This is a genomic window from Rhizobium sp. KNZ14-9A (assembly GCF_056755015.1).
Genome location: NZ_JBPGXB010000002.1, coordinates 1,715,247 through 1,741,666, shown reverse-complemented (window position 1 = coordinate 1,741,666; position 26,420 = coordinate 1,715,247). Strand labels below are relative to the sequence as shown.

21 protein-coding genes are annotated in these 26,420 nt (G+C 61.5%); 6 read left to right on the top strand and 15 right to left on the bottom strand.

Annotated features, from left to right (window positions below):
- Positions 1–7: 7 nt before the first annotated feature.
- The 5 genes from ACR9ZQ_RS15110 to folP form a co-directional block, all read right to left on the bottom strand.
- On the bottom strand, positions 8–451 hold the full coding sequence (locus tag ACR9ZQ_RS15110; RefSeq protein WP_481428207.1) for a DUF421 domain-containing protein: 444 nt from the start codon (positions 449–451) through the stop codon (positions 8–10).
- A 7-nt stretch (positions 452–458) separates the two neighbouring features.
- Positions 459–953, bottom strand: a complete 495-nt coding sequence (locus tag ACR9ZQ_RS15105; protein WP_481428206.1) for a hypothetical protein — start codon at positions 951–953, stop codon at positions 459–461.
- Between the two features lie 180 nt (positions 954–1,133).
- Positions 1,134–1,661: a 2-amino-4-hydroxy-6-hydroxymethyldihydropteridine diphosphokinase gene (folK, locus tag ACR9ZQ_RS15100; RefSeq protein ID WP_481428205.1), complete on the bottom strand. Its 528-nt coding sequence runs from the start codon at positions 1,659–1,661 to the stop codon at positions 1,134–1,136.
- On the bottom strand, positions 1,642–2,010 hold the full coding sequence (gene folB, locus ACR9ZQ_RS15095) for a dihydroneopterin aldolase (RefSeq protein WP_113325672.1): 369 nt from the start codon (positions 2,008–2,010) through the stop codon (positions 1,642–1,644). The genes folK and folB overlap by 20 nt, the downstream gene beginning before the upstream one ends.
- 138 nt (positions 2,011–2,148) lie before the next feature.
- Positions 2,149–3,042 carry a dihydropteroate synthase gene (gene folP / locus ACR9ZQ_RS15090; protein WP_481428204.1) on the bottom strand — a complete coding sequence of 298 codons (894 nt, stop codon included), beginning with the start codon at positions 3,040–3,042 and terminating at the stop codon, positions 2,149–2,151.
- 102 nt (positions 3,043–3,144) lie between these two features.
- Between folP and ACR9ZQ_RS15085 the strand changes: the two genes are divergently transcribed.
- Positions 3,145–3,774, top strand: coding sequence for a DUF922 domain-containing Zn-dependent protease (locus tag ACR9ZQ_RS15085; RefSeq protein ID WP_481428203.1), 630 nt, complete (start codon positions 3,145–3,147; stop codon positions 3,772–3,774).
- 298 nt (positions 3,775–4,072) lie between these two features.
- On the opposite strand, the gene ACR9ZQ_RS15080 is transcribed toward ACR9ZQ_RS15085, so the two are convergent.
- Positions 4,073–4,393, bottom strand: coding sequence for a 2Fe-2S iron-sulfur cluster-binding protein (locus ACR9ZQ_RS15080; protein WP_310388306.1), 321 nt, complete (start codon positions 4,391–4,393; stop codon positions 4,073–4,075).
- A gap of 310 nt (positions 4,394–4,703) precedes the next feature.
- Positions 4,704–5,075 carry an Hpt domain-containing protein gene (locus ACR9ZQ_RS15075; protein ID WP_007826831.1) on the bottom strand — a complete coding sequence of 124 codons (372 nt, stop codon included), beginning with the start codon at positions 5,073–5,075 and terminating at the stop codon, positions 4,704–4,706.
- Positions 5,076–5,538: 463 nt separating this feature from the next.
- Here ACR9ZQ_RS15075 and ACR9ZQ_RS15070 point away from each other — a divergent pair, with 463 nt between their 5' ends.
- Positions 5,539–12,636 carry an apolipoprotein A-IV repeat region-like domain-containing protein gene (locus ACR9ZQ_RS15070; protein WP_481428202.1) on the top strand — a complete coding sequence of 2,366 codons (7,098 nt, stop codon included), beginning with the start codon at positions 5,539–5,541 and terminating at the stop codon, positions 12,634–12,636.
- A gap of 181 nt (positions 12,637–12,817) precedes the next feature.
- Positions 12,818–13,684 carry a D-alanyl-D-alanine carboxypeptidase family protein gene (locus tag ACR9ZQ_RS15065; protein WP_310387600.1) on the top strand — a complete coding sequence of 289 codons (867 nt, stop codon included), beginning with the start codon at positions 12,818–12,820 and terminating at the stop codon, positions 13,682–13,684.
- 78 nt (positions 13,685–13,762) lie between these two features.
- On the opposite strand, the gene ACR9ZQ_RS15060 is transcribed toward ACR9ZQ_RS15065, so the two are convergent.
- From ACR9ZQ_RS15060 to ACR9ZQ_RS15045, 4 genes are read right to left on the bottom strand one after another with little or no spacing between them, the layout of a single operon-like run.
- Complete coding sequence (locus ACR9ZQ_RS15060; protein ID WP_007826825.1) at positions 13,763–14,377, bottom strand: ABC-type transport auxiliary lipoprotein family protein; 615 nt, start codon at positions 14,375–14,377, stop codon at positions 13,763–13,765.
- Between the two features lie 23 nt (positions 14,378–14,400).
- Entirely contained in the window at positions 14,401–15,771 is a 1,371-nt protein-coding gene (locus ACR9ZQ_RS15055) for an MlaD family protein (protein ID WP_481428201.1), read from the bottom strand.
- Between the two features lie 9 nt (positions 15,772–15,780).
- Positions 15,781–16,650 carry an ABC transporter ATP-binding protein gene (locus ACR9ZQ_RS15050; protein WP_481428200.1) on the bottom strand — a complete coding sequence of 290 codons (870 nt, stop codon included), beginning with the start codon at positions 16,648–16,650 and terminating at the stop codon, positions 15,781–15,783.
- Position 16,651: 1 nt separating this feature from the next.
- Positions 16,652–17,821: an ABC transporter permease gene (locus ACR9ZQ_RS15045; RefSeq protein ID WP_310387609.1), complete on the bottom strand. Its 1,170-nt coding sequence runs from the start codon at positions 17,819–17,821 to the stop codon at positions 16,652–16,654.
- Between the two features lie 100 nt (positions 17,822–17,921).
- On the opposite strand from ACR9ZQ_RS15045, the gene dgcA reads away from it, so the two are divergent.
- Positions 17,922–18,905 (top strand): N-acetyl-D-Glu racemase DgcA, encoded by a 984-nt coding sequence (gene dgcA, locus ACR9ZQ_RS15040; protein WP_310387611.1) that lies wholly within the window; start codon positions 17,922–17,924, stop codon positions 18,903–18,905.
- Here dgcA and ACR9ZQ_RS15035 read toward each other — a convergent pair.
- Both ACR9ZQ_RS15035 and ACR9ZQ_RS15030 read right to left on the bottom strand, forming a co-directional pair.
- Positions 18,857–20,077 (bottom strand): MFS transporter, encoded by a 1,221-nt coding sequence (locus ACR9ZQ_RS15035; protein WP_310387613.1) that lies wholly within the window; start codon positions 20,075–20,077, stop codon positions 18,857–18,859. The two genes, dgcA and ACR9ZQ_RS15035, sit on opposite strands and share 49 nt — an antisense overlap.
- 194 nt (positions 20,078–20,271) lie before the next feature.
- The gene (locus ACR9ZQ_RS15030) at positions 20,272–21,084 is read right to left on the bottom strand and encodes a UDP-2,3-diacylglucosamine diphosphatase (protein WP_481429327.1); all 813 of its coding nucleotides are present in this window, start codon (positions 21,082–21,084) and stop codon (positions 20,272–20,274) included.
- A gap of 247 nt (positions 21,085–21,331) precedes the next feature.
- Here ACR9ZQ_RS15030 and ACR9ZQ_RS15025 point away from each other — a divergent pair, with 247 nt between their 5' ends.
- Positions 21,332–23,644 carry an NADP-dependent malic enzyme gene (locus ACR9ZQ_RS15025; RefSeq protein WP_481428199.1) on the top strand — a complete coding sequence of 771 codons (2,313 nt, stop codon included), beginning with the start codon at positions 21,332–21,334 and terminating at the stop codon, positions 23,642–23,644.
- Positions 23,645–23,692: 48 nt separating this feature from the next.
- Here ACR9ZQ_RS15025 and ACR9ZQ_RS15020 read toward each other — a convergent pair whose 3' ends face one another.
- Positions 23,693–24,226, bottom strand: coding sequence for a ribonuclease H family protein (locus tag ACR9ZQ_RS15020; protein ID WP_481429326.1), 534 nt, complete (start codon positions 24,224–24,226; stop codon positions 23,693–23,695).
- A gap of 197 nt (positions 24,227–24,423) precedes the next feature.
- Here ACR9ZQ_RS15020 and ACR9ZQ_RS15015 point away from each other — a divergent pair, with 197 nt between their 5' ends.
- The gene (locus ACR9ZQ_RS15015) at positions 24,424–25,506 is read left to right on the top strand and encodes a DUF2865 domain-containing protein (RefSeq protein WP_481428198.1); all 1,083 of its coding nucleotides are present in this window, start codon (positions 24,424–24,426) and stop codon (positions 25,504–25,506) included.
- 29 nt (positions 25,507–25,535) lie between these two features.
- Here the strand turns inward: ACR9ZQ_RS15015 and ACR9ZQ_RS15010 are convergent, their stop codons facing one another.
- Complete coding sequence (locus ACR9ZQ_RS15010; protein WP_113324485.1) at positions 25,536–26,390, bottom strand: LysR family transcriptional regulator; 855 nt, start codon at positions 26,388–26,390, stop codon at positions 25,536–25,538.
- Positions 26,391–26,420: the final 30 nt, after the last annotated feature.

The window sequence follows — 26,420 nt, the reverse complement described above, 5'->3', positions numbered from 1 at the left end:
TTCCCTCTCACTCCTTCGGAATGATGCTGATGTTGCCGCTCACCTCGAGAATTGCAAACCGGATATCTTTGACACTCTCGATGCCTTGCTGGGTTCTTGCGGCTTCCATCACGTCGTCTCTCTGAAGTCTCGAACCCTTCAGGGCAGTCTCATCGTAAACGCCGTTTGTAACGAGAATGGTCGGAACTCCGTCGATCAATCTGGCCGTCCGGCGCGACCAGCCCTTCAGGTAGGAAAGCGCGATGTCGGTGGTAAACAGCGTCAGGATCAGAAGGACCGAATTGGTGATCGAGAAATCGTCACCCAGCATGGCCTGCTGTGTCGTCTCAGAAATCACCAATACGATGACGAGATCGAAGGGTGTCATCTGGGCGAGCGTGCGCCTGCCGGACAGCCTGATAATCACCAGCAGGGTGAAATAGATAGCGACACCACGAATGACTGCATCCATAGGCACCTCACGGCAAGACGAGAACCGAACGTTCGATGACGTCCTGGTCGATACCGATGTGGAAGGAATGCAACCCCGGCTTCTGTGTATGAAGCCTCAGGATCACTTGGCTCGTCGCGGTGGCATCGGCAGGAAAGACATAGCCGATATGGCCATTCTGGTAATCTGCCGCTTTCTGCGGCGGGTCGATGCCTTCGATGGAGAAGATCGTGAGAAAGCCGGGATCGATAACGAGCCTGCGGTCCGAAGAAGAAGGCGAGAAAAAGACGCGCAGCTCGTCGGGCGCATTCCACCGCGTGATGATCGGAAGCTCGAGACTGCCGCCGGCAAGCTTCAATTCCTGCTGGGAGAGAGGTCCGCTGCGCCCGAGCGCTCCGAAAAGCGTGGCAATGAGAATGGCGGCAAAACCAATCCACGCCCAACGCTGCGCACGCCAGATGCGCTGCTGGAAGAGAGTATGATCTTCGATGCCTTCGGGAAGGCTGCTGCTCGTTTCCGGCATGTCAGTACCTGTACGAACAGCCTTTCCCGCCGCTGTTGAGTTGCCTCATGATACCTCCGCTCAGTCGCCCTTCTGAGGTAGCGCAGCCCGTGCAGGCGACAAGACGTTGTGAACATAAGGAAAAGCCCCGGGGGGCTTCTGGGGCTGTTCAGGTCTCGCAGTCTGCGCTTAGTGGCCCATTTAAGTCCTGCGCCACCAGTCGCGGCTCTCATCGGCAATTTCGATCCCCGCGATATCTGCGCTAACGAGCCAGTCGGCAACCGCCCTGCCCTTGACCATGAGTTCCGGCGCTATATCCGCAAGCGGCATCAGCACGAAGCCTCGCTCCGTCATGCGTGGATGCGGCAGTTCCAGCCGCGGTGCATCCTGCTCGACGCCTTCATAAGTCAGTACATCGATATCCAGCGTGCGCGGCCCCCAGCGCTCGATGCGCTCGCGCTTCATCTCCCGCTCGATCGACAGGCAGAGATCGAGAAGCGCTTCCGGGGCAAGCCGTGTTTCCACCGCCGCGCAGGAGTTGAAGAAGTGGGACTGGTCAGTCTTGCCCCAGGGCGGCGTGCGGTAAAGCCGCGAGACGGCGGCCACCCGGCAGTCCGGATGGGCGTCCAGCACCGCAAGCGCTGATGCCATGTACTTGACCGGATCGCCGATATTGCCGCCGAGGCCGAGCGTTGCGAGATGGAATGGATTATCGGGTACGATGCTCAACGGTCACCTGCACGAAATCGAGCACGCCAGGGATCGGCGCATTCGGCTTGCGCACCGTGATCTTGGCCCTGATGATCTGCGGGAATTTATTACAAAGACCCTTAGCAATATCGAACGCCAGCGCCTCGATCAGGTAACGCCGCTTGCCGACGACGATCTCTTCGATGATGGTGAAGGCGGTGCCGTAGTGGACAGTCTCATCGATGGAATCGTTTTCCAGTGCGCTGCCCGCTTCCACCTCCAGTTCGGCATCCACGAAGAAACGCTGACCGAGGAATTCCTCCTCGGCATGCACGCCGTGGCGGGCGAAGAAGGCGCAGTTCTGCATCAGGATCGTATAGGTACTCATGACGGCCTCCCCCTAAAGCATGTCGCGCAACAGTGCGTAGCGGTTTTGCGACAACGACATGCGTAAAACAAAGACTTCAAGCATGTCGCGCAACAGTGCGCTGCGGTTTTGCGATAACGACATACGAAAAACAAAGACTTAAAGCGTGGCACCCGGATCTGATGGATCGTGACACGCTTTCGAAGCGTCGTTCCGGGCGGCCAGCATAGCATCGGCTACGGCAAGCGCATCCCTGTTGATTGCGACATTGTGTACCCGGAAAACAGCCGCCCCCTGCAGCCTGAGAAGCGCGCTCGTCGCCGCCGTCGCCGCATCGCGCTCCGCCGGCTCCCGGCCGGTGACTGCGCCGAGGAAGCGCTTGCGCGACGTGCCGGCCAGAAGCGGCAGGCCGAAGCGGTGCAGCTCTTCGAAACGCGCCATCAGTTCCAGATTTTCTTTCGGCGTTTCCTTGGCAAAGCCGAAGCCAGGATCGAGCACGATGCGGTCACGCAGGACACCGGCAGCGGAAGCGATCTCCAGCGAATGCCCGAGAAAAAAGACCTGGTCATCGATGATATCGGCAAGCTTCTGCCGGTCGCGGCCCGTATGCATGATGCAGAGCCCTGCCCCGGTCTCAGCCGACAGCGTGGCGATTTCAGGCTCCTTCTGCAGGCCGAAGACGTCGTTGACGATATGGGCGCCGGCACTGATGGCGCGCCGCGCCGTTTCCGCGCGATAGGTATCGATGGAAATCAGGGCATGCGTGCGTCCGCTGAGCGCCTCGATGACGGGCAGTACGCGCGCCTGTTCCTCCGCCGGGCTGACGGAGGCCGCATCCGGCCGGGTCGACTTACCGCCGATATCGAGGATTTCAGCGCCGTCTGCTACCGCCTGCAGCGCATGTTCGACGGCACTGTCGACTGTGTCGTAACGCCCGCCGTCGGAGAAGGAATCCGGCGTCACGTTGACGATCGCCATGATCACCGAGCGCTTGTTGAGCTCGATCTCGCGGCCATGGGCCACACGCCAGAAACTGCTATCGAGCTGCTTCACCAGTCTAATCCCGTCGCTAGCCAAAAAAGCCGCTATCCGATATTGCTCTTGCGGTGGCTATGCCCCAAGCTCCGCCAAACTTCAACACAGGTTCAGTTCAGAATGCCGCTTGCGTTGCGTTATATGCGCCTTCCCATCGCCTTTTCCATGATTGCCTTTTTCCTCTGCGGCCCCGCGGCAGCCGAAGTCGTTGCAACGAAAAGCTATTCCTATTTCGATATCAAGGGAAAGACGGCCGACGAGCTGGACGATGAGTTGAGCCGCCGTGGTCCCACGGCGAACGGCTCCTCCGCTCGCCATCCCGGCGCCACCAAGATCCGTTTCGGCGGCGAGGCGACTTATATTCAGGAAAATGGCCGCTGCCGCGTCGGCAACGTCAAGGTCACCGTCCACACACAGATCATCATGCCGCGCTGGAGCAACCGTAAGGGCGCGAGCCGTGAGCTGTCGATGATCTGGGATGCGCTGTCGAGCGATATCAGGCGTCACGAGGAGCGCCACGCCGAGATCGCCCGCACTCAGGCTCGTGCTATGGAACGCGAACTTAAGGCGCTGCCTTCGCGGCGCAATTGCGAGGCCATGCAGGAGCTCGTTTCGGATGCGTCGGCTCGCGGTGTAGAGGAGCACGACAAGTTGCAGGCCCGATTCGATCGCGTCGAGGCGGTCAATTTTCAGAATCGCATGCTGAGACTGCTCAACAACAAACTCAACGGCAAGGGCGGCGAAAGATAAGCTCTTTTTGTCCTCAAGGCGAGCAGAGAACGTTAGCTGCCCAATGAAACTTGTGCGAAGCCTGTGGAACTCCCAGCCTTTTACCGGTCATTTTTCATTCTGGTGGACTCAACCGGAACGCGGTAATATGACTATATTCGAAAGTGCAGTAAGGCAGCTGGCTTTCGTGACTGTGTTCTCCTGGCGCGTTCCGAAGCCGCGGGTGTTCCTCCCTCATCCGTAGGTAATGCGCCCGCCTCGCCTCGCCCGCCTCCGGCGTGCGAGGCTCTCTTTTTGGAAAGAGCCGCGATTTTGGGAGTTAAGCCTGCCGTTCCGGCACGTGCACGGTGAGCCCGTCCAAGGCAGCCTTCATCCTGATCTGACAGGAAAGACGCGAGGTCGGGCGCACGTCGAAGGCGAAGTCCAACATATCCTCTTCCATCGCTTCCGGCTGTCCGACGATCTCAGTCCACTGCTCGTCGACATAGACGTGACAGGTCGCGCAGGCGCAGGCGCCGCCGCATTCGGCCTCAATGCCGGGCACGGAATTGCGGACCGCATTCTCCATTACGGTGGAGCCTTGATCGACGTCGAGATCGAAGCGCGTTCCGTCAAAGGCGACGATGGTAAGTTTGGGCATCAGGATTAGGTTCCGGTCTTTCGTAGTAGATGGGCGGATTTTCTTCCGACAATTTGGCGCGTCAGTCAACATTGCCTGATCGCCCCGAGATTCGCAGATCGGCCAGGGTTGCGCCATTCTCTATGCGTCACGGGGGAAGTCGCAAAAAGACCCACCGTTCCGCTATGGTACAGAAGGCCTACGGTATCGGCCCGAAAATCGGGATCGATTTTCGGAAAGCCTGATGCGTAGATTTAGAAAAAATTGAGCCTGTATGTGCGTCAAAATGGACGCACATACAGGCTCAAGGTCAGCCCAAACCTGTCCTGCCTTATCCGCGGCAGAGTTTCAGAATGAAATTCTCGGCGTCGACGACGGCTGCACCCAACGCCGCCATGGCGGTCGCGTCGCCATTGTTCTCTTCGACGGCTTCCGCCGATTGCGAAACCCGGAAGGCGCCGACTGAGCTTGCGGCTCCCTTCAGGCGGTGTGCCGCAGCACCCACCCTGGCAGACTCGCCGCTTGCAATGTCCTGCAGGCAGGCGCGCGCCTGGCGCGCAAACATCTGGAGAACTTCGATTTCCACCGTCTTGTCGCCCATCGTCTGGCGCGCAAGATGAACAAGGTCGATCGGCCGGACCTTGGAGGGCGAAGGCCCCGTGGAATTGTCCGGTGCTTCGAATGCGATACTCACTGCTGCCATTTGCCAATTCTCCCGTCTTATATCGTCCGCGCTTGCTACTGTTGTGCGGTCGGAGAATGGCGATCCCGTTAAATTCCGGCGCATTCGGGGCGAAAATCTAACCATATGGTTAACGTCCCTTAAATATCGCTAAAATATCGGCTTTTGGGCCGCTTCCAAAATTTAAAGGTGTTAACAACAGGTTAAGAGGGATGGAAACGCAAGGGTTCATTAATTGTGTAGGCAGCCCAGATGTGTCACTACGATACTGTTGAGGCGGGCTCATGCCGCGCGCCTTTGCCGACAGAGTGGATAATGGTAGTGTTTTGATACCTTTCGTTTGAAAAATCGGCTATCTACTCTGAAATGACATGCTTATCCGTCCGTCTAGGATGGAAGGCTGGCACGGCAAAGGGTCTTTCCGGGCAAAGGCGGTGGCCCGGATGCGCTGCCGGACTGGCCGGGAATTGCGAGGCATATCGGAATGGCGAATAACAAGTACAATGAATCGATCGAGGACAAGGCGTTCAAGGCACTGGACGAGGCGCTTCAGATCGATTTCGGCCAGGAGAACGTGCCGTCTCGCCGCGGCAACGCGCCCCACGCCCCGGAGGCTAATGTGACTGACCCATCCAATGCTCGTAATCAGTCCCAGGAAGAAGCACAGCGCCGCCGTGGCCGCTCTGGCCGTACAGGCGATCAGCAGGCCCCCCGGGCACCGGCCCTCGCCCCTGCCAACGATGCCAGCCGCAATTCTCCCGCTTCGCTTCTGAAGTCGCTGGAAAGCGGCTCCAGCCGCCCTGCCCTGCGCACGGCCGCTCTCGTTTCCATCCTGTGGGTCATCATCGGCCTCGGGCTGATGTTCATGCTCTATGCGCCGCAGATCTCCCAGATCCGCTCGCTGACCGATCTTGCCGCCCTGCCGGGCGTGATTGCTGGCATTGTCGGCATCATCGTGCCGGTCATGATGTTCTATGCCTTCGCCATCATGATCTCGCGCGCCCAGGACATGCGCAACGCCGCCCGCTCCATGGCTGAAGTTGCGCTGCGCCTTTCAGAGCCGGAAACCATCGCGTCTGAACGCATCATGACGGTCGGCCAGGCCGTGCGCCGCGAAGTCTCGGCGATGAATGAGGGCATCGAGCGCACCATTGCGCGCGCCTCGGAACTCGAAACGCTCGTACATTCCGAAGTGAATGCGCTGGAGCGTTCCTATGCGGATAACGAACTGCGCGTGCGCGGCCTCGTCCACGAACTCGGCTCCGAGCGCGAAGCGATCGTCAATCATGCCGACCGCATCCGCTCCTCGATCGCCGGCGTTCACGATCAGCTCAAGGAAGAACTGTCGCTCGCGACGGAAGAGATCGCTATCCGCCTTGCGACCTCGGGCGAAGCCTTCGCCTCGTTGATCGATACGCGCGCTGCGGCGATCATGGAGAAGTCGGACAGCGCCATGCAGTCGCTCGGCACGCTGCTGGCCGCCAAGACCGATACGCTGCTCCATACGCTGACTGCATCCGGCCTTGCGATCGGCAATGAATTCGACAACCGCCTCGACGCGCTGACCAACACGATCAACGAACATGGCGAGCGCCTGCTCACGCAGTTCGAGACACGCGCCTCGACGATGGATGCCAGCACCGAGCGCTTGAACGCCGCCCTTCAGGAGCGCACCCAGCAGCTCAATGAAATCCTGGTTTCCCGCACCCGCGAGATCAATCAGAGCCTGACATCAGGCGAACGCACGATCGGCGGCACGCTCGACGACGTGCTCTCCAGGCTGAATGCCGCACTCGACGAAAAGGGCGCCAGCTTCCGCCAGAGCCTGCAATCGACGGCCGACGATGCGGTCATGGATCTCGACGTGCGCTCCGGCTTCTTCGAGGAGCGCCTGCAGACGACCGTCGCCCAGCTTTCGACCGCCTTCGACGAACGCGTCGCCGAATTCACCGACGCTTTCGACAAGCGCTCCGGCTCGCTCGACACCAAGCTCATCGAAAGCCTCACCCGCATCAACGAAACGCTGTCGGGTAATGCGGATTCCATCGAGGGCATCCTCAATACCAATATCGATCGCCTCGGCGCGTCCATGAGTGAGCAGTCGCTGGCGCTGGCGACCGCCTTTGCAACCGGCCAGGAAGTGCTGGAAAGCACGCTTGCCGACCGTGCGGGGGAAATCACCTCGGCGCTGTCGACCCGTACCGGCGAACTCGGCTCGGCGCTGAGCAGCGCCACGTCGGAAATCTCGCTGGCGCTCGCAGCCGGTACCTCGGACCTGCAGAACAACCTCGCTGCCCGGGCAGCCGAATTCCGCGATACGCTGCAGACGACCACGACCGAACTCGCCACTGCCGTCGACAGCGGCACTGAAAGGGTCACGGGTGCATTCGGCGGTCGCGCCGAAGAGCTGAGCAGCGTTCTCGCCGCCCGCGCCGCTGAAATCACCGATGCGCTGAAGACTGCGCATACCGGCATCGACAGCGTGATGGCTGAACGCGGCGGAGCGCTGATCGGCGCACTTGCCGACCACCACGCCCGCTTCGACGAGGCGCTCACGAGCCGTTCCGAAGCCATCATCAATACTGTCTCGGGCACGCATGACCGTCTCGCCGAAACCCTCGACGAGAAGGCGATGGCGCTGGCGATCTCGCTGAACGAGACGCAGTCGCGCATCGAAGAGACGCTCTCGACCCATTCGGAATCGCTCATCAATGCCGTTTCCGGCACCAATGACCGCCTCTCCGAGACGTTGAAGCAAAACCAGGCCCGTATCGAGGATACGTTCGCGGCTCGGTCCGAGTCTTTCCTCAATACCATCTCCGGCACGCATGACCGCCTCTCCGATACGCTTGACGAAAAGGCGATGGCGCTTGCGATCTCGCTGAACGAAGGCCAGGCCCGTATCGAGGATACGCTTGCGACCCGCTCGGAGGCGATTATCGATGCCGTCTCCGGCACGCATGACCGCCTCTCCGATACGCTCGATGAAAAGGCGATGGCGCTTGCCATCTCGCTGAACGAAGGCCAGGCCCGCATCGACGACACGCTTGCCACTCGTTCGGAGGCACTGCTCAGCGCAGTTTCCAGCACGCATGACCGTCTCGCCGACACGCTTGATGAAAGGGCGATGGCGCTCGGCATCTCGCTGAACGAAACGCAGTCGCGCATCGAAGACACGCTCTCGACCCATTCGGAAGCGTTGATCAACGCCGTCTCCGGCACGCATGACCGTCTCGCTGAAACCCTCGACGAGAAGGCCATGGCGCTCGGCATCTCGCTGAACGAAACGCAGTCGCGCATCGAAGACACGCTCTCGACCCATTCGGAAGCGTTGATCAACGCCGTCTCCGGCACGCATGACCGTCTCGCTGAAACCCTCGACGAGAAGGCCATGGCGCTCGGCATTTCGCTGAACGAAACGCAGTCGCGCATCGAAGACACGCTCTCGACCCATTCGGAAGCGTTGATCAACGCCGTCTCCGGCACGCATGACCGCCTCTCCGAAACGCTCGACGAAAAGGCAATGGCCCTTGCCATCTCGCTGAACGAAAGCCAGAGCCGCCTGGAAGACACGCTGACGGCGGGCACTGATGCTTTCGTCCATGCTGCCACCGGCACGCATGACCGGATCGCCGCATCGCTCGGCGAAAGCCAGTTCCGCATCGAGGAAGCACTCACCAGCCGCGCCGAATCCATCGTCAATGCCGTCACGAACAGCGCCGACCGCCTGTCCGATACGCTTGACGAAAAGACCATGGCGCTCGCCATTTCGCTCGACGATGGCCAGAGCCGCTTCGAATCCGCGCTCGAAAACCGCAGCAACTCCATTATGGACACCGTTGCCAATGCCGAAGAGCGTGTTGCCGGCGCCTTTGCCGACCGCACGGAAGCGATCCGCGCCGCCTATACGGATAATCAGGCACGTCTGGAAACCGCGCTCGCCGAGCACACCTCCACTCTGTCCGAAGCCCTCGATGCCGGCAGCGCCCGCATGGAAGGCATCATCGGCAGCATGACGGGCCGCATCGAGGATGGCCTCACCGACGCCCAGCAGCGTATGGCCGCCCTCGCCAACGATGCCGCAAGCAACGTCGAAGGCGGGCTCGCCGCCGCGCATGACCGCATCCGCACCACGCTTGACGACCGCACCAATGCCATCACGCTGACGCTGACCGAGGCTCATAATCTCATCAACGACACGCTCTCCGAACAGGCGACCTCGATCGGCACGTCGGTTGCGACGAGCATCGGCATGCTCGAAATGTCGCTGGAAGATCGCGAAGCTGCGATCCGCGCTGCGATCGATAAGAGTGCACAGTCGCTTGAGGATCGCATGCGCGAAGGTGCCGGCCAGATTGCCGGCCGCTTCCAGGAAGCCGCCAACACGATCTCGCGTTCGGCCGCCGATTTCTCCGGCCATCTCGACCACTCCGTCGACAACCTCACGGGCCGCTTCACCGAGACCGGCGCCCGCGTCGAAGCCAGCCTTGCCGCCATCGAGGCCCGTATTGCCGACGGCGTCGGCGGCGTGGCCGACAAGGTCGATGCTGCAGGCAGCCATCTCTCAGGCCTTCTGGATGACGGTATCTCCCGTCTGGGTTCGATCGGCGACGACACAGCCCAGCGCATCGCGGCAACGCTCGGCAACAGCGCCGCAAACCTGACCCAGGCACTCGACAGCCGCACCGCCAGCCTGACGGAAGCTTTCGACGGCCGCGCCGCCAGCTTGACGGATGCACTGGATGCCGGCAGCGCCAACCTCACCCAGGCCCTTGACAACAGCAGCGCCAACCTCACGCATGCTCTCGAGAGCCACAGCGCCAATCTCACCCAGTCTCTGGACAGCCGCCGGGCGCATCTTGCCGAAACGCTCGACAGCGGCAGTGCGAACATGGCCCAGTCGATCGACGGCCGGACCTCGGCCTTGAGCGACATGATGGATCGCGGCACCGCGCGCATCGAAGAGCGTCTCTCCACCATGGACCGCGCTCTGACCGTCGGTCTCGATGCCGTCAACCGCACGATCGAAGGCAAGGCGGCTGGTCTTGCTGCTAGCCTGCGCAACGCCGTCGCCGAAGCTGCCGAAGGCATGGATGGCGAAGCCACCAAGTCCTCGGAACTGCTGAGCCGCACCGGCCAGCAGTTCGCCGAAGCCATGGACGAGCGTTCGTCGCAGATCGTCAACCGCGTCGCCGAGGCACAGAGCCGCCTCGCCGGCCAGGCTGCCGCCGTTGCCCAGACCTTCTCCGAGGCCGGCAACGTCATCGTCAGCAAGGTGGCGGAAGCAGAAAACATCGTCAGCAGCCAGGTCAGCGCCATCAACCATGCTCTCGCCGATGCCGGCCAGACGCTGGAAGCGCATGGCAATTCGATCCGCTCGACGCTGACGGATGCCGGCAGCCAGATCACATCCAGCATGGCCGAGGTCGACCGTGCGCTGGAGGCCCGCAGCAGCATCATCCGCTCCAGCCTGGAGCAGCGTGCCCGCGAAATCGACACCACACTCACAGATATCGACAAGGCGCTGGAAGCACGCGGCAATTCGATCCGCACGACGCTCGACGAGCGCACCCGCGACTTGAACTCCATGCTTGCCGGCCGCTCCACCGAGCTGACGCGCATCCTGGATGAGACGGCACGGCCGATCATCGATCGCTACACCGACGCCGGCCAGGAAGCTGCAGCCCGCATCACCGCGGCAGCAAGCCTCAGCGCCGAGCGCCTGCGTGCGGAAAATGAAGCGCTCACCGAGGCCGTCGCCGCCCGTGCCGAAAATGTCGCCAATGCCGTCGCCGCCATCGAGAACAGCCTGACGAACAACGTCAACGGCCTTGTCCAGCGCCTGTCGGAAAGCAGCGCCGCCATGTCCATGATGATGACGCGCGCCGCCGATCAGCTGAGCGGCGTCGACAGCCGCCTCGGCGACACCACCACGCGCTTCACGGACTCTGCTGCTAAAGCTGCCGAAATGGTCTCGGCTTCGACCCGCCTTCTCGAAGGCAAGGTCGATCGCCTGTCGGATATATCAGGCCAGACGCTCGCTCAGGTCGGCGGCATCATCGGCCGCTTCGACGACCATTCGAAGGTTCTCGGCCAGGCCTCGCAGCTTCTCGCTGCCGCCCAGTCCGGCCTTGTCTCGACCCTGGAAGAGCGTGAGACCGCCCTGCAGACGTTGGCAACCGGCCTCGTGCAGCGTTCGGCCGAGATCGAAAAGACCATGCGCGGCCTCGGCGGCATGATCGAAACGGTCTTCGAACGCGCCGAGCAGCGCTCCAACCAGGTCACCGGCACATTGCGCCAGAGCGTGCAGGCCTCGTTTGCCGATATCGGACGCGTGCTTTCGGATACCGAGAAGCGCGCCGAGGAAGCAGCGTCCAACATGCGCGAAGCGATCAACCGCGCCGGCGAGGAAGCCAATGCGACGATCGACACCAGCTTTGCCAATGTCGAGCGCCGCTCCGGCGACCTCACTAACCGCCTGCGTGGCGGCCTGACGGCTTCGCTTTCGGAAGTCGAACGCATGCTCGGTGAGGCCGGCCGTGCCTCCGACAGCGCAGCGCAGCACCTGCGCGAATCGCTCCGCGATGCGATCGACGACGCTGTCGGCCGCTTCTCGGGTGCAACGGAAGATATCCGCCGCTCCGCAACCGACATCCGCAACGAACTCGACGCCACCCGCGCCGAGCTGAAGCGCGGCGCCTTCGATCTGCCGGAAGAAGCCAAGGAAAGCGCGTCCGCCATGCGCCGCGCCGTCGCCGAGCAGATCAAGGCGTTGCAGGATATTTCGCAGATTGTTGGCCGCTCCAGCCAGCGTCTCGAAATCTCCGAGCCGGTCGCCCGCAGCCTCGCCCAGGCCGAGCCTGCGCCGCGCGTCAGCCAGCCGGTGATCCCGACGGCTCCGGCTCCGCAGCCGGCACCGACGGCACGCCAGTCGATCGAGTTCATGGGACTGCGTGGCACCATTGCCCCCGCAACAACAGCGGCACCCGCTCCCGCCCCTGCTCCGCAGCGCCCGGTCGCCCAGGCTCCCCAGCCGGCTCCCGCTCCTGCTCCGGCCCGACAGGAAGCTCCGCGCACGGAAGCCACCAGCGGCGGCTGGATCAGCGATCTCCTGCGCGGCGCCTCGCGCGAAGAGACCGAGGAAGCATCGCGTGCTGCCCCGGCCCGCCCGGCAGCGGAAGCCGCCGCTCCGGCTCCGACCCCCACGCAGCGCGCCAATGACAGCCGCAACCCGCGCCATGTCGTTGAATCGCTGAACTCGCTCTCGGTCGATATCGCCCGCGCCATCGACCATGACGCCTCGGTGGATCTGTGGCGCCGCTACCAGCGCGGTGAGCGTGACGTCTTCACCCGCCGCCTCTACACGCTGAAGGGCCAGCAGACTTTCGACGAGATCAAGCGCAAGTATGACCGCGAGCCGGAATTCCGCACCGCTGTCGACCGCTATATCGGTGATTTCGAAAAGCTGCTCGCCGATGTCGCCCGCACCGATCCGAACCGCACGGTTACGCAGTCCTACCTCACGTCGGATACTGGCAAGGTCTATACGATGCTTGCCCACGCGGCGGGCCGGTTGAACTGAGTTGTCGGATGGAAGTCTGACATGGTGAGACAAAAGGGGTCATCTGTGGATGGCCCTTTTTTATTGCCCCAGCTCCTTCATTCCGTCACAAACATCCCTGATCCGCATGCACCAACGGGGCAGTCCCCCATCAGACCATCACCAAGCCAATTGCTTGCCACGACAGAGACCGTAGACATTGATGACCAAGACGACTTCCCGGCTCATGGCCGCCGCCCTCTCGTCCGCATTTCTTCTGGGCGTGTTCATTCAGGCCGAGGCCGGCCAGGCAAGCTTCCTCGTGGACGTGCAGACCGGCCAGGTTCTGGAAGCGTCCAACCAGGATGATCTGAACTATCCGGCATCGCTGACCAAGATGATGACGCTCTATCTCACCTTCCAGGCGCTGCATGACAAACGCCTGACCTGGGACCAGAAGATCACCATGTCGGAAAATGCCGAGAGCAAGGAGCCCTTCAAGCTCGCCGTCGGCGCCGGCCGCAAGGTCACGGTCAAGGAGGCCGTCGAAGCCATCGTGGTGCTGTCGGCCAATGATGCGGCCGTGGCCCTTGCCGAACAGCTCGGGGGCTCCGAACAAGCCTTCGGTACGATTATGACGGATGAGGCCCATCAGCTCGGCATGAAGGACACCGTCTTCAAGAACCCGTCGGGCCTGCCGGATCCGGCGCAGGTCACCACGGCACGCGATATGGCCACACTCGGCGTGTCGCTGATGCGAGACTTCCCCGAAGAGTTCAAGCTCTTCTCGATGCGCGGCTTCCAGTTTCGCGGTATGAAGCTGCGCGGCCATAACAACCTCATGTACCGCTACAACGGCGTCGACGGCATCAAGACCGGCTTCACCGACGCATCGGGCTACAATGTCGTGACATCCGCAGCGAAGGACGGCCGCCGCGTCGTCGGCGTCGTCATGGGCGAAAAGACCGCCAGCCTGCGCGACGACAAGATGGCCGGCCTGCTCGACAGCTACCTGCCCTCCGCTTCGACCGCGACCGCATCGGCGACAGGCGGCAACCCGACGATGACGGATGCCCAGCCGACCAAGTAACCCGTCCAGACAAGCCAGGAACGAATAAGGCCCGAAACCGTCTGACGGTTTCGGGCCTTATCTCTATAAAGAGAAGGCTTAGATCGATGTCAGCGTCCAGCCAACAATCTGGTCGGTGACCGATGTAAAGGCACGGCCTAGCCCCTTGACGAAACTCACGTTGTCACCGCCGGCCGGAGCAGTGGCCCGGAAGACCTGCTGGGCACGCACTGTGCCGTTTCGATCGTTGAGGATCTTGGCGGAAATCTCCACCACAGCCTTGTTGCCAGACGCTGCGTCGATCTCGAAGGAGCGGATGTCGGTTACGAGCTGATAGTCTATCGCCAGTCCCTGCCCCGGCTTTCCGACGCCGCCGAGCTTTCCGGAATTCTCGAAGGCCTGGACGAGTTTCGACTGCACCATGCGCGGCAGCGTATCGCTCCACTGCGAGCGTGACAGATACTGAATTTCCGAGGGCGAAACGCGGATGACGATCTGGTCGCTGTTCAGCGCCTTCAATGCCGTCGGATCGGCAATCAGGATCTGCTTGCTCTTGGCCGAGGGACCGGTGCCATCGACCGTAGCTGCCGAGAGATCATAGGTGTCGTTCTTCGCCGTCGTTCCGCAGCCTGCAAGAAGCGCTGCCGTCAGCGGCAAAATAATCGCCGTTCCACGGATCCAGGAACGGCGCGACATCACATGCGATAGACCCATATTACGCTACCCCTGACCTCTGTTTAGCGCCGCGTGCGCCCGTCATATTGCTTGACCGTCGGCCCGCCGAAAATGATCCGCTGCGGATTCTGGTCGAAATTGCTGATGGCATTGTTGAGGTTGTTCGCCGTGCCGCGCAGCTCGTTGACCAGCGTCTGCACGTCACTCAGGCCACTGCCCGAGAACCGCTGCAGATTGTCGGCAATCGGCCCGATACGCGTATTGACGTTGTCGGCGACCTTCTTGAAGGATTCGAGCGTCGCGCGCGCCTCGGTAAACAGCGAATTCGTATTGTCGGAGCCGAGCAGCGCATCGACCTTGATGAGGATGCCGTCGACGCGCGTCGAAGCCGAGTTTAACTTGTTCGCCATCTGCTGGACGTCCTGGATCGTCTGGTCGATGTCTTTCTTGCGGTCTCTGACGGTATCGGTGACATCGCGGATCGACGCGACAGCGGCGCGTGCATCCTTGGTCGCCTGGGCGATATCGTCGACCGAACCCTTCACCTTGTTGGCGTCGATGGCGGCGACCAGCGTATCGACACGATCGAGCGTCACCTGCGCCTTCTTGCCGAATTCGTTGTAGGTCGTCACCGTCTGGTTGACTTTGGCAACCAAGCTCTTCAGATCGCCGGAGGCATCGGCCACATCGCGGCTCACCTTCTCGGCATTGCTCAGGATCGTATTGATCTTTTTGGCATCGACCGCCTTTACAAGGTCCTCGACAGCCGCAAGCGTCGAGTTCACCCGGCCCGAGACGTTGCGCACCGTATTGGAGAGATCGCCGACGCTCTGCAGGAAGCTGTCGATATTGCCGGAATTCTTGGCGAGCGCATCCGAGAAGGTTTCTGCATTCTGCAGGGTCTTGGTCAGCGGCCCGCGCGCATCGCGCACGAAGCCCTGCACGTCGCCGACGGCATCATTGGCTCGGTCGAGGATCTTGTCGGCGGTTGCGAGCAGGTTGGTGACGCTCGACTGGTCGGCGACGATGACGGCGCGTTTGCCGCTTTCCAGCGCCTGCTGGAGAATGTTCTTGTCTTCCTTGCGGCCGCCAGAAAGCTCGATATAGGCAGCACCGGTCAGGCCCTGGATTTCAAGGGCTGCCTTGGTGGACGGATAGATCGGCGCGTCCGAGCGCACTTCGGTAAAAGCCAGCGAATATTGCGGATCGTCGGCATCGATGGAGAGTGTCTGCACCGAGCCGACCTGGATGCCGTTGAATCGAACAGGCGAACCGACGCTGAGGCCGTTGGCAGAGCCCGGAATGCGCACGATCAGCTCGGCCATCGGCCCGCTGCGGCCATATTCGGCCATCCAGTAAACGAAGCCGAATGCGGCTGCGATCACCAGAACGGTGAAAAAACCGACGATCGTGTAATTGGCTTTGGTTTCCATCGTCTCCGGTCACTTCCCGCTGTCATGCTGCGCCCGGGCCGCCGGCGCGTCGTCCTGCGGCACGATCGAACGCGCGCGCTTGCCCTTGAAGTAGGCCTGAACCCACGGATCGTCGTAGGCCAGCATGTCGTCGATCGTTCCTTCCACCATTACCCGCTTCTTTCCAAGCACGGCAATACGGTCGCAGACCGAAAACAGGCTGTCGAGGTCGTGGGTCACCATATAGACGGTTAACCCCAGGCTATCGCGCAGATTGGCGATCAGCTCGTCGAATTCCGCAGCACCAATGGGATCGAGGCCCGATGTAGGCTCGTCGAGAAAGACGAGTTCGGGATCGAGCGCCAGCGCACGGGCAAGGGCCGCGCGCTTGATCATGCCGCCTGATAGCTCCGACGGATATTTGTCGGCAGCGTCGGCCGCGAGCCCCACCATGCGGATCTTCAGATGCGCCAGTTCATCCATCAGCGTAACAGGCAGATCCAGATATTCGCGCATCGGCACCTGGATATTCTCCTTTACCGTCAGCGAGGAGAAGAGCGCCCCCTGCTGGAACAGCACGCCGAGTTGCATGTCGAGTGCATTGCGTTCCTGCTCATTCAGCTCGTCGAAATCCTGGCCCAGGATCTTGATAGTGCCGGCCCGGCGCGGCAGCAGGCGCAGCACCGTGCGCATCAGCACCGATTTGCCGGTGCCCGAAGCGCCGACGAAGCCGAGGATTTCACCGCGGTAAATATCGAGATTCAGCTTGTCGAGAACCACTTTGGGACCGAAAGCCACTGTCACATCGCGCGCCGACAGCACGATGTCGCGGTCTCCGTTGCCGTTACGGTCCTCGTTCTTACCCGCCTCGATCGGTTGCTGATCCACGTCGTCCGCCATGTCAGAAATCGATCGCTGCATAGAACATCGCAAAAAGCCCGTCCATCAGGATGACGACGAAAATCGCCTTCACGACAGAGGCCGTCACATGCTGGCCGAGCGATTCGGCACTGCCGCCGACCTTCAGGCCCTCGACAGCTGCGACAATCCCAATGACGAGCGCCATGAACGGCGCCTTGATCATGCCGGCCAATATGGTCGAAAGCGTTACGGCCTCATGCAGGCGCGACAGGAAGGTTGCAAATGTAATGCCGGAATAAAGATAGGCGACGGCAGCGGCACCCGCCAGCGAAGCAAAGTTGGCAATCACGGTCAGGAGCGGCAGCGCAACGGTCAGCGCCACCAGCCGCGGGAAGATCAGCACGCCGATCGGGTTGAGGCCCATCACCTTCAGCGCGTCGACCTCTTCTCGCATCTTCATGGAGCCGATCTCGGCGGTGATCGCGCTGCCCGATCGGCCGGCGATCATGATAGCGGTCAGAAGCACGCCGATTTCACGAAGCTGGAGGATGCCGACGAGGTCGACGACGAAGATTTCCGCACCGAAATAGCGAAGCTGGAAGGCACCCTGCTGCGCGATGATCGCGCCGATCAGGAAGGACATCAGCAGGATGATCGGAACGGCGCGCACGCCCATATGGTCGATCTGGTTGACGATCGAGGCCGGCGAAACGCCGCTGCCGCGGCCGAATTTCATCTGCGCGCCGCGCACCGCCGAACCGAGGATATACATGGAGGCGGCGACATTGTCCCAGACATCGAGGGTCATCCGCCCGATCGGTGCGAGGATGCGCTCGACGATCGAGAGCTTCTCCTTCTGCTCGGGTTCCTGCTTTTCAGGCTCCTTGGAGAAGGTGGCGATCAGCTCGTCGATATGCTCGTTCGTGCCCTCGAAATGAACCGGTCGCCCCGCCTCTTCCTGCTGTTTCTTTAGTCGGCAAAGCAACCAGATGCCGGCTGTGTCGATATCGGTGACATCGGAGAGATCGAGCGTCAGGTCGCCGCTATTGTTGCGCGACAATTTCTCGAAATCCTGCAGGACGAGATGGATGTTGGCGCTCCGCCAATTGCCTTCAAGATGCACAAGCTGGCCCGAGCCCCCGGCTCGGTCGTCCACATGCAGCGAGGCGGCGTTGCGTTTCTCGGACTTCAAAATACTTGTGTCTTTCAATGCTTGCAGCGACAGTCCCGACTCGCGAACATATATTCGCCGCCCGGCGCGTTAATATACAGAAGCAACGCGCAATTTCCATGCTCGCAGGAGAGCAAATATGCCGCGCCATCTTGATATCCAGATGAATTCGTTCCCGATTGCGGGAACTTTCACCATCGCGCGCGGGGCAAAGACCTCGGCGGACGTGATCACCTGCACGCTGACGGAGGGAGGTGCCAGGGGTTTGGGCGAATGTGTGCCCTATCGCCGCTACGGCGAGACGATGGAAAGCGTCATGGCCCAGATCGAAGCGGCCCGCCCGCTGATCGAGGACGGCATTTCGCGGGCCGGGTTGCTGCAAGCCATGCCGCCGGGAGCAGCCCGCAACGCTGTCGATTGTGCGCTGTGGGATCTCGAAGCCAAGCTCACGGGCAAAAGCGTCGCTTTCCGGCTCGATCTGCGCAAGCTGAAGCCGCTGACCACGGCCTATACGATCTCGCTCGGCGAACCCGATGTCATGGCGGCCCAGGCCCGCGAGCATGCGCAGCGCCCGCTCCTGAAGGTCAAGGTCGGCACCGGCGACGACGAGAGCCGCATTCGGGCGGTGCGCGCCGCCGCGCCCGATTCCGCCATCATTCTCGATGCCAATGAAGGCTGGCCGGAAGACCGGCTGGAACATCATCTGCGCATTGCTGCCGAAGCCAATATCGCGCTGGTAGAGCAGCCGCTGCCGGCCGGACGCGACGACATGCTGGCCGAGATTGCCCGCCATGTGCTCATCTGCGCCGATGAAAGCGTCCACCACACCGGCGACCTTGCTAGCCTTGCCGATCGTTACGACGCGATCAACATCAAGCTCGATAAAACCGGTGGCCTAACGGAAGCGCTGGAAATGAAGGAAGAAGCACAACGGCTTGGCTTCTCGATCATGATCGGCTGCATGGTCGGCACATCGCTGGCGATGGCGCCTGCCGTGCTTTTGGCGCAGGATGCCGATTTCGTCGACCTCGACGGCCCGCTGCTCCTAGCCCGCGACCGCGAGCCGGGTCTCAACTATGCCGGCTCTCTCGTATTTCCGCCGGAAGCCAGCCTCTGGGGCTGAAGATAATAGGCGATGATGACGAGGGCGAGCCCGAAGGCGGCGACACAGGCCATGACATAATAGCTGTCGAGGCCGAGCGCGGAATAGATATAACCCGAGGCGATCGTCATCAGGCCCGAGGCCATGCCGATATAGAAGAAATAGGCGCCCTGGGCCGAGGCTTCCTGCGTCTCCTGAACGGTGGCTACGATGCGCCGTTGCACGCCGGTATGCACGAAGGCATAGGTGAAGCCGTGCAGGCATTGCAGCATGAAGAAACCGATAAAGCTCGTCTCCGTCGGGAAGAACACCCAGCGGCAGATGCTGACGGCACAGCCGAAGCGGATCAGCGTCCAGGCATTGAAGCGGCGGTTGAGGCGCCGCGACAGGAAGAACACCGTGACCTCAGAGGCCACACCGGCACTCCAGAGCATGCCGACTTCGGTGCCCGAAAAGCCGAGTTGATGCCAGTAGATCGAGGAAAAGGCGTTGAGGAGCGCATGACTTGACTGCTGGATCGAAACGCCGAGCAGCAAAAGCAGCAGATGCGGCTCGCGCAGCCCGCTGCCTGTGGTCGCCGGAAGATTGATCGGCTGGCCGCGCCGCCGTGTCGGCCCGATACGGGGACAGAAGACCGCCATCGTAATCGTCAGCACGAAGCCGAAGATCATCACGGGCAGCACCATGCCGCCACCCCAACGCCCGACCAGTTCGCCGCCGGTGAGCGTCGAAATAATGAAAGCGATCGAGCCCCAGACGCGCATGGAGCCGTAATCGAGCCCCCAGCGGCGCACACCCGAAATCACGATCGATTCGACGACAGGCACATAAGGGGCAAAGGTCGCGCCCTGGAGCGCAAAGACGATCAGCACCGGCCAGAAATTGCTCGTCCAGTAGAGCGCGATGGCCGTCAGCAGCGAGAGGATGCCCGACCATAGGAGCACATGCGCCCGCTCCTGCATGCGGTCGGCAAAGACCGCGACGATCGGCGCCACGAGAACGCGCACCACCATCGGCACGGCGAGGATCGTGCCGATCTGATGATCGTTGAACTGGTGAGTCGCAAGCCAGACGGGGAAGAAGGGCAGGACGATACCGTTGACCAGCAGCGGCGCGCTGTAACAAAGCGCGCTGAGCAGCCGGAAACGCGGCGGCGCTCCCTCACCCGTCGAGGGATTTTGTGCGGGAATCATAGTGGACCTGAAGGAAACTGTGCGTTGCCTAACACATCCCATCAAACACGACTATGGCGAGAAATAGCCCGATCGAAACGATACGGATATAAATCGAAACGATTTAAAAAAATAAATAGGGCCTGTCACCAGACGGCAACGGCTAAATTCATGATGCATCGGCGGAGACCGCCGATGCGGTACGCACACATTATTCAGGCAGCCTGCGGGGCAAGATCGCCCTCTTCCAGCAATTCGACCGATGTCAGTGCCGGCACGTTGCTGGTGAGCGCACGCCAGGTGATGAGTTCGAACCTGCCGTCTTCATGCTCGACGATCGCCGTGCAGCTTTCGACCCAGTCGCCGGTATTGATGTAGCGGATGCCGTCCATATCCTCGATCACGGCGTGATGGATATGGCCACAGATGACGCCGTCGGCGCCGCTCTTGCGGGCTTCCTCGGCAACCACCCGCTGGAACTCGCCGATGAAATTGACGGCGTGTTTTACCTGCAGCTTGGCCCAGGCCGAGAAGGACCAGTAGGGCATGCCAAGGCGGCGGCGGACCGCTGCGAGCACGATGTTGATGCGGATCGCCGTGTCGTAGGCCCAGTCGCCGAGATAGGCGAGCAGACGAGCGTTGCGCACGACGACGTCAAATTCGTCGCCATGCAGGATCAGGTACTTCTTACCGTCGGCGCCGTCATGGATGATGCGCTCGACGACGTCGATGCCGCCGAAATGCATGCCCGGAAAGGCGCGCAGGAATTCGTCGTGATTGCCGGGAATATAGACGACGCGCGTACCCTTGCGCGCCTTGCGCAAAAGCTTCTGGACCACGTCGTTGCAGACTTGCGGCCAGTACCAGCTGCGCTTCAGGCGCCAGCCATCGACGATATCTCCGACGAGGTAGATCGTGTCTGCCTCGTGGTATTTCAGGAAATCCAGCAGGAAATCCGCCTTGGCGGCTTTCGAGCCGAGATGCACATCGGAAATGAAGAGGGTGCGGAAGCGCCGAGGTTCCATCATGTCTGTCACAAGCCTTTCCGCTCGTGTCCCATCGTTCTTCGTCTGGTCTTCCAAAATCAAACTCGTGTATCAGGAAGATGACAAACCGCAGGAAAGGCCGGCAAGCCTTTCAATCCACCGGCCAATGTCAGCTCCCCGTTACCATCAGGTCAAAAAGTTCAGCTGCGGCTATTTCCGTACTGTTCCGACCGGTCGATTGATGTATGGAGGAGTCTTCAAAAGACTTCGAACAACGCTGGAGGCGGCGATGGATCACCAGGAAAAATCCAAATCGGAAAAGAATTTGACGGGCGGTAGCCTCGACGAGCAGGCGCTTTTCTTCCACCGCTATCCACGCCCCGGCAAGCTGGAAATCCAGGCGACCAAGCCGCTCGGCAACCAGCGCGATCTGGCGCTCGCCTATTCTCCGGGTGTCGCCGCTCCCTGCCTCGCTATCCGTGACAATCCGGAGCAGGCCGCCGACTATACGTCCCGCGCCAATCTCGTTGCCGTCATTTCCAACGGCACCGCCGTGCTCGGCCTTGGCAACATCGGCCCGCTCGCCTCCAAGCCGGTCATGGAAGGCAAGGCTGTCCTCTTCAAGAAATTTGCCGGCATCGACGTCTTCGATATCGAAGTGGATGCGCCAGATGTCGATCAGATGGTCGCTACCGTCGCTTCGCTCGAGCCGACCTTTGGCGGCATCAACCTTGAAGACATCAAGGCCCCGGAATGCTTCCGCATCGAGAAGCAGCTGCGCGAAAAGATGAAGATCCCGGTCTTCCACGATGACCAGCACGGCACCGCAATCATCGTCGCCGCCGCCATCCTCAACGGCCTGGAACTCGCCGGCAAGAAGATCGAAGAGGTCAAGATCGTTGCGTCAGGCGCCGGTGCGGCAGCGCTTGCCTGTCTCAACCTGCTGGTGACGCTCGGCGCGAAGCGCGAAAACATCTGGGTCCACGATCTCGAAGGCCTCGTCTATGAAGGCCGCGTCGAGCTGATGGACGAGTGGAAGGCGATCTACGCCCAGAAGAGCGACACGCGCACGCTTGCCGAAAATATCGGCGGCGCCGACGTCTTCCTCGGCCTGTCCGCTGCCGGCGTCCTGAAGCCGGAGCTGCTGGCGCAGATGGCCGACAAGCCGCTGATCATGGCGCTTGCCAACCCGACGCCGGAAATCATGCCTGATCTCGCCCGCGCAGCGCGTCCGGACGCGATGATCTGTACCGGCCGCTCCGACTTCCCGAACCAGGTCAACAACGTCCTCTGCTTCCCGTATATTTTCAGGGGCGCTCTGGACTGTGGCGCCGAGACGATCAACGAGGAAATGAAGATGGCGGCAGTGCGCGCCATCGCGGCCCTCGCCCGCGAAGAGCCGTCGGACGTTGCTGCCCGCGCCTATTCCGGTGAAACCCCGGTCTTCGGCCCCGACTATCTCATCCCCTCGCCCTTCGATCCGCGCCTCATTCTACGCATCGCGCCTGCTGTCGCAAAGGCTGCTGCCGAAAGCGGCGTCGCCCGCCGGCCGATCACCGATTTCGATGTCTATCTCGACCATCTGAACCGCTTCGTCTTCCGCTCCGGCTTCATCATGAAGCCGATCTTCACGGCGGCAAAGACGGCAGAGCGCAAGCGCGTCGTCTTCTCGGAAGGTGAAGACGAGCGCGTGCTGCGCGCCGCTCAGGTTCTGATCGAAGAAGGCATTGCCGAGCCGATCATCATCGGCCGCCCGCAGGTCATCGAAACGCGCCTGAAGCGCTACGGTCTGCGCATCCGCCCTCTTTCGGATTTCGAGGTCATCAACCCCGAGGACGATCCGCGCTTCCGCGAATATGTCGATCTCTATCTGCAGCTCGTCGGCCGCCGCGGCGTCATACCGGAAGCAGCGCGCACCATCGTGCGTACCAACACGACCGTCATCGGCGCGCTGGCGCTGAAACGTGGGGAAGCCGATGCCCTGATCTGCGGCCTCGAAGGGCGTTACGAGAAGCATCTGCGCGACGTGCGCCAGATCATCGGCAAGCGTCCGAACGTTCGCGATTTCTCCGCGCTCAGCCTGTTGATTTCGCAGCGCGGCGCAACCTTCTTCACCGACACCTATGTGACCTTCAATCCGACGGCTGAGGAAATCGCCGAGGCGACAGTGCTGGCAGCCGAGGAAATCAAGCGCTTCGGCATCACCCCGCGCGCCGCCCTCGTGTCGCATTCGAACTTTGGCTCGCGTGAATCCGAAAGCGCCACCAAGATGCGCAATGCGCTGCAGCTGGTGCGTGAAGCGGCTCCCGAACTCGAAGTCGACGGCGAAATGCACGGTGAAAGCGCGATCTCCGAGGAGCTGCGCCGCCGCGTCATGCCGCACACCACGCTGCATGACGAAGCCAACCTGCTGGTCTTCCCGAACCTCGATGCGGCCAACATCACGCTCGGTGTCGTCAAGTCGATGACCGACGGCCTGCATGTCGGCCCGATCCTGCTCGGTACCGCAATGCCGGCCCATATCCTGGCGCCGTCCGTCACGTCTCGCGGCGTGGTCAACATGGCAGCCCTTGCTGTTGTCGAGGCATCGCAGCCGGCGTAAGCCGCGCTGCGGCCGTCTGCGAAGCGACGGCCGTTGGCTTCCGGCATATCAGGCACGCCGTATGGATCGGCGTCCCTGATCCGACAGCTCGTCGGCGCGTTCGTTACCTTCAATGCCGGAATGGCCCTTGCACCAGGCAATCGCTATCAATGGATTCTGGGATAGCGCGATATCGACGGCTTTCCAGAGCTCCGCATCTGATATCGCCCGGTTTCTGGCCTTGCCACCTGGGTTGCTTTTCTTCCAGCCATTGTTCCTCCAGATAGGACGCCAGCTGTTGCAGCCGTCTACGGCGTAGACGGAATCGGACCAGATGACCGCTGCCACGCCCTCTGCTGTGCGGCTGATCCAAATTGCCGCCTCAAGCACGGCAGTCAGTTCCATCGCATTATTGGCGGAATCTTCTACGCCGCCGAAACCGGACGCGATTTCTACGCCATCGCGGTAGGCGACGAAGGCCCACCCGCCCTGCCGCTCACCGGGCTCATAACAGCCGTCCACGAAAACGTGAAGGCCGTGTCGGGCTTCCAGTTTTGCCGATGTCGTTGAGAGAGAACGAATCTCGTCGGAAGTTCCTGTCATATCAGCCATTTAGATATCAGTGGGCTCGCGCGTAGCTGCGGGAGAGATGGGAGTGGAAGCATAGGGCTTGCTGGATAAGATCGCAAAAATGCGCTAGGAATTACTTCGAGCCTATTAAGGGAAATACGTTAAGACAAAGCGCGGTCGGTTGAAGCCGCAATTGACCGATAGATACTTTCTCATTCCGGGACGACCTCGTGAAGCGCCGAAACCTGTATCTCGTCTTCTTTCTGGCATTCGCGGTTCCGGCAGCCGCTGAGACCAATGCGATCTGTGAGGATCTGCGCGGGCGTCTTGCCGATTTGCCGCAATCGATCGGCACGAATGGGGTCGAGATGCGCCAATATGCGGGCGCGCTTGCCGAACAGAACCTGGAATTGCGCAAGGTGCGCGGCGATCTGCGCCGCTACGGCTGCACGTCGGGCAGCATGGTCGTCGTCGGCGGCGAAAATGCCGGCTTCTGTGAGGAGCTCGAGCAGTCCGAAGCCAAGATGGTGGACAATATCCGCTACCTGCAGGACCGCCGCAACGAGTTGCGCCAGGGTGGTGCCGATCCGGCCCGCGAGGGGCTGATGGCCGCACTCGAAGACAATGGCTGCAACAGCGACAGCTTTAGCGAACCTGCGCAGGGTGATGCCTATGCTCCGGCTCCTTCCATCGAGGAGCAGGCCATGCGCGGCGACACCTTCATTCCGCTTGGCGGCGGCGAGCGTTACGGCCTGCCGCGGGCGGAAATGCTCTCGCCCGTCAGCACCATCTGCGTACGCACCTGCGACGGTGGCTTCTTCCCGATCAGCAATAATGCAACCTCGGTCGATTTCGGCCGCGATGCCGCGACCTGCGCCAAGATGTGCCCTGGTGTGGAGACGGAGCTCTATTACCGCGACATCTCCAGCGCCGAAGCCTCGAACATGATCTCGACGGCAACGGGCGCCCCCTATGGCGCGATGAAGAATGCCTTCGCCTACAAGACCCGCGCACCCGGCGAAAAATCCGCCTGCTCCTGCAATCTGACCGCCTATTACGAGGAAATGCGCAAGAGCCAGGCAGCCTATGCGCCGGCGCCTGAGCCGAAGGGTTCGATCACCACGATCCATATGGAAGCACCGAAGGCTGCGAGCGCCCCGCCCGCCCCGCAGGCGCAGGTGCCGGATCGTCCCTACGACCCCGCCAGCAACAAGGTGCGCCAGGTTGGCCCGCAATTCCTGGCCGGCGATCAGGGCAAGATCGATCTCACCAATCCGGCGACATCAGGCCCGCAGCCCCAACAACAGCAATAACCACGATATCGGCAATCAAAATCGCATCTTCAGTTTGACGAGCGGTGCTCCCGGAAGGCTGCCGCCAGTGTGCGCAGCGCCGCACGCGACTTGGCATCCGTCAGTGTCGAATGCAGCACGACCTCGGAGGATGGCAGCGCCGGCAGGCCGAAGCGCTCGCTGACCTCGATCGTGCCGACAGGCGCCAGACGATGGGAGAAGGTCGAGACGGCAAGCCCGGCTGAAACGGCTGCTGTCACAGCCGAAGAGCCTCCGCCGAGGAAGACTTCCGCCCAGGGAATGCCGGCCGCATCGAGCGCCCGGGTGCAGACATCCCGCACCTTGCAGTTGGGCGACAGTGCTGCAAGACGCAGCGGTTCGCCGCGGCGATATTCGAATTGCGGCGTTGCAAACCAGCCGAAATGCTCCGGTGCCAGAACCTCGCCGTCGCGCCGGTCCTCGTCCCGACGGACGATCGCCGCATCCAGGTCGCCGCGATCGAAGGCGGCGAGCAACTCGCAGGAATTGTCGAGCCGCACCTCGATCGTCAGCCCCGGATCATGGGCATTGAGGCGCGCAAGCAGCGTCGGCACTTCCGGGCCGGCGACATGGGCCGCAATGCCCAGCCTGAAATGACGGCGCGACGAGGAAAGTGCCGCGATCGCCCGGTCATGGGCAGCGAGGAATTCCCGTGCGGCATCAAGAAATACCGCCCCCTGTGCCGAAAGCCGCACCAGCCGCGGCGTGCGTTCGATCAGCCGATGGCCGAGCCGCTCCTCCAGCCGTTTGAGCTTGACGCTGATCGCCCCTTGCGTGCTGCCGAGCTCATTGGCGGCGCGGGTGAAGCTCTTGTTCTCGGCGATCGTCACGAAAGCCTGAACGGAATCGACATCGAGCATGGTCATTGGATCTATCCGAAATTGTTGTGTCTGAAA

Excerpts from the sequence above, each read along its gene's own strand:
- ACR9ZQ_RS15030 (WP_481429327.1), bottom strand. The coding sequence starts at position 21,084 with ATGATGGAACCTCGGCGCTTCCGCACCCTCTTCATTTCCGATGTGCAT.
- ACR9ZQ_RS15105 (WP_481428206.1), bottom strand. The coding sequence starts at position 953 with ATGCCGGAAACGAGCAGCAGCCTTCCCGAAGGCATCGAAGATCATACT.
- ACR9ZQ_RS15060 (WP_007826825.1), bottom strand. The coding sequence starts at position 14,377 with ATGGGTCTATCGCATGTGATGTCGCGCCGTTCCTGGATCCGTGGAACG.
- ACR9ZQ_RS15075 (WP_007826831.1), bottom strand. The coding sequence starts at position 5,075 with ATGGCAGCAGTGAGTATCGCATTCGAAGCACCGGACAATTCCACGGGG.
- ACR9ZQ_RS15020 (WP_481429326.1), bottom strand. The coding sequence starts at position 24,226 with ATGACAGGAACTTCCGACGAGATTCGTTCTCTCTCAACGACATCGGCA.
- ACR9ZQ_RS15035 (WP_310387613.1), bottom strand. The coding sequence starts at position 20,077 with ATGATTCCCGCACAAAATCCCTCGACGGGTGAGGGAGCGCCGCCGCGT.
- ACR9ZQ_RS15110 (WP_481428207.1), bottom strand. The coding sequence starts at position 451 with ATGGATGCAGTCATTCGTGGTGTCGCTATCTATTTCACCCTGCTGGTG.
- ACR9ZQ_RS15070 (WP_481428202.1), top strand. The coding sequence starts at position 5,539 with ATGGCGAATAACAAGTACAATGAATCGATCGAGGACAAGGCGTTCAAG.
- ACR9ZQ_RS15085 (WP_481428203.1), top strand. The coding sequence starts at position 3,145 with ATGCCGCTTGCGTTGCGTTATATGCGCCTTCCCATCGCCTTTTCCATG.
- folB (WP_113325672.1), bottom strand. The coding sequence starts at position 2,010 with ATGAGTACCTATACGATCCTGATGCAGAACTGCGCCTTCTTCGCCCGC.
- ACR9ZQ_RS15080 (WP_310388306.1), bottom strand. The coding sequence starts at position 4,393 with ATGCCCAAACTTACCATCGTCGCCTTTGACGGAACGCGCTTCGATCTC.
- ACR9ZQ_RS15050 (WP_481428200.1), bottom strand. The coding sequence starts at position 16,650 with ATGGCGGACGACGTGGATCAGCAACCGATCGAGGCGGGTAAGAACGAG.
- ACR9ZQ_RS15065 (WP_310387600.1), top strand. The coding sequence starts at position 12,818 with ATGACCAAGACGACTTCCCGGCTCATGGCCGCCGCCCTCTCGTCCGCA.
- ACR9ZQ_RS15010 (WP_113324485.1), bottom strand. The coding sequence starts at position 26,390 with ATGACCATGCTCGATGTCGATTCCGTTCAGGCTTTCGTGACGATCGCC.
- ACR9ZQ_RS15025 (WP_481428199.1), top strand. The coding sequence starts at position 21,332 with ATGGATCACCAGGAAAAATCCAAATCGGAAAAGAATTTGACGGGCGGT.
- ACR9ZQ_RS15055 (WP_481428201.1), bottom strand. The coding sequence starts at position 15,771 with ATGGAAACCAAAGCCAATTACACGATCGTCGGTTTTTTCACCGTTCTG.
- dgcA (WP_310387611.1), top strand. The coding sequence starts at position 17,922 with ATGCCGCGCCATCTTGATATCCAGATGAATTCGTTCCCGATTGCGGGA.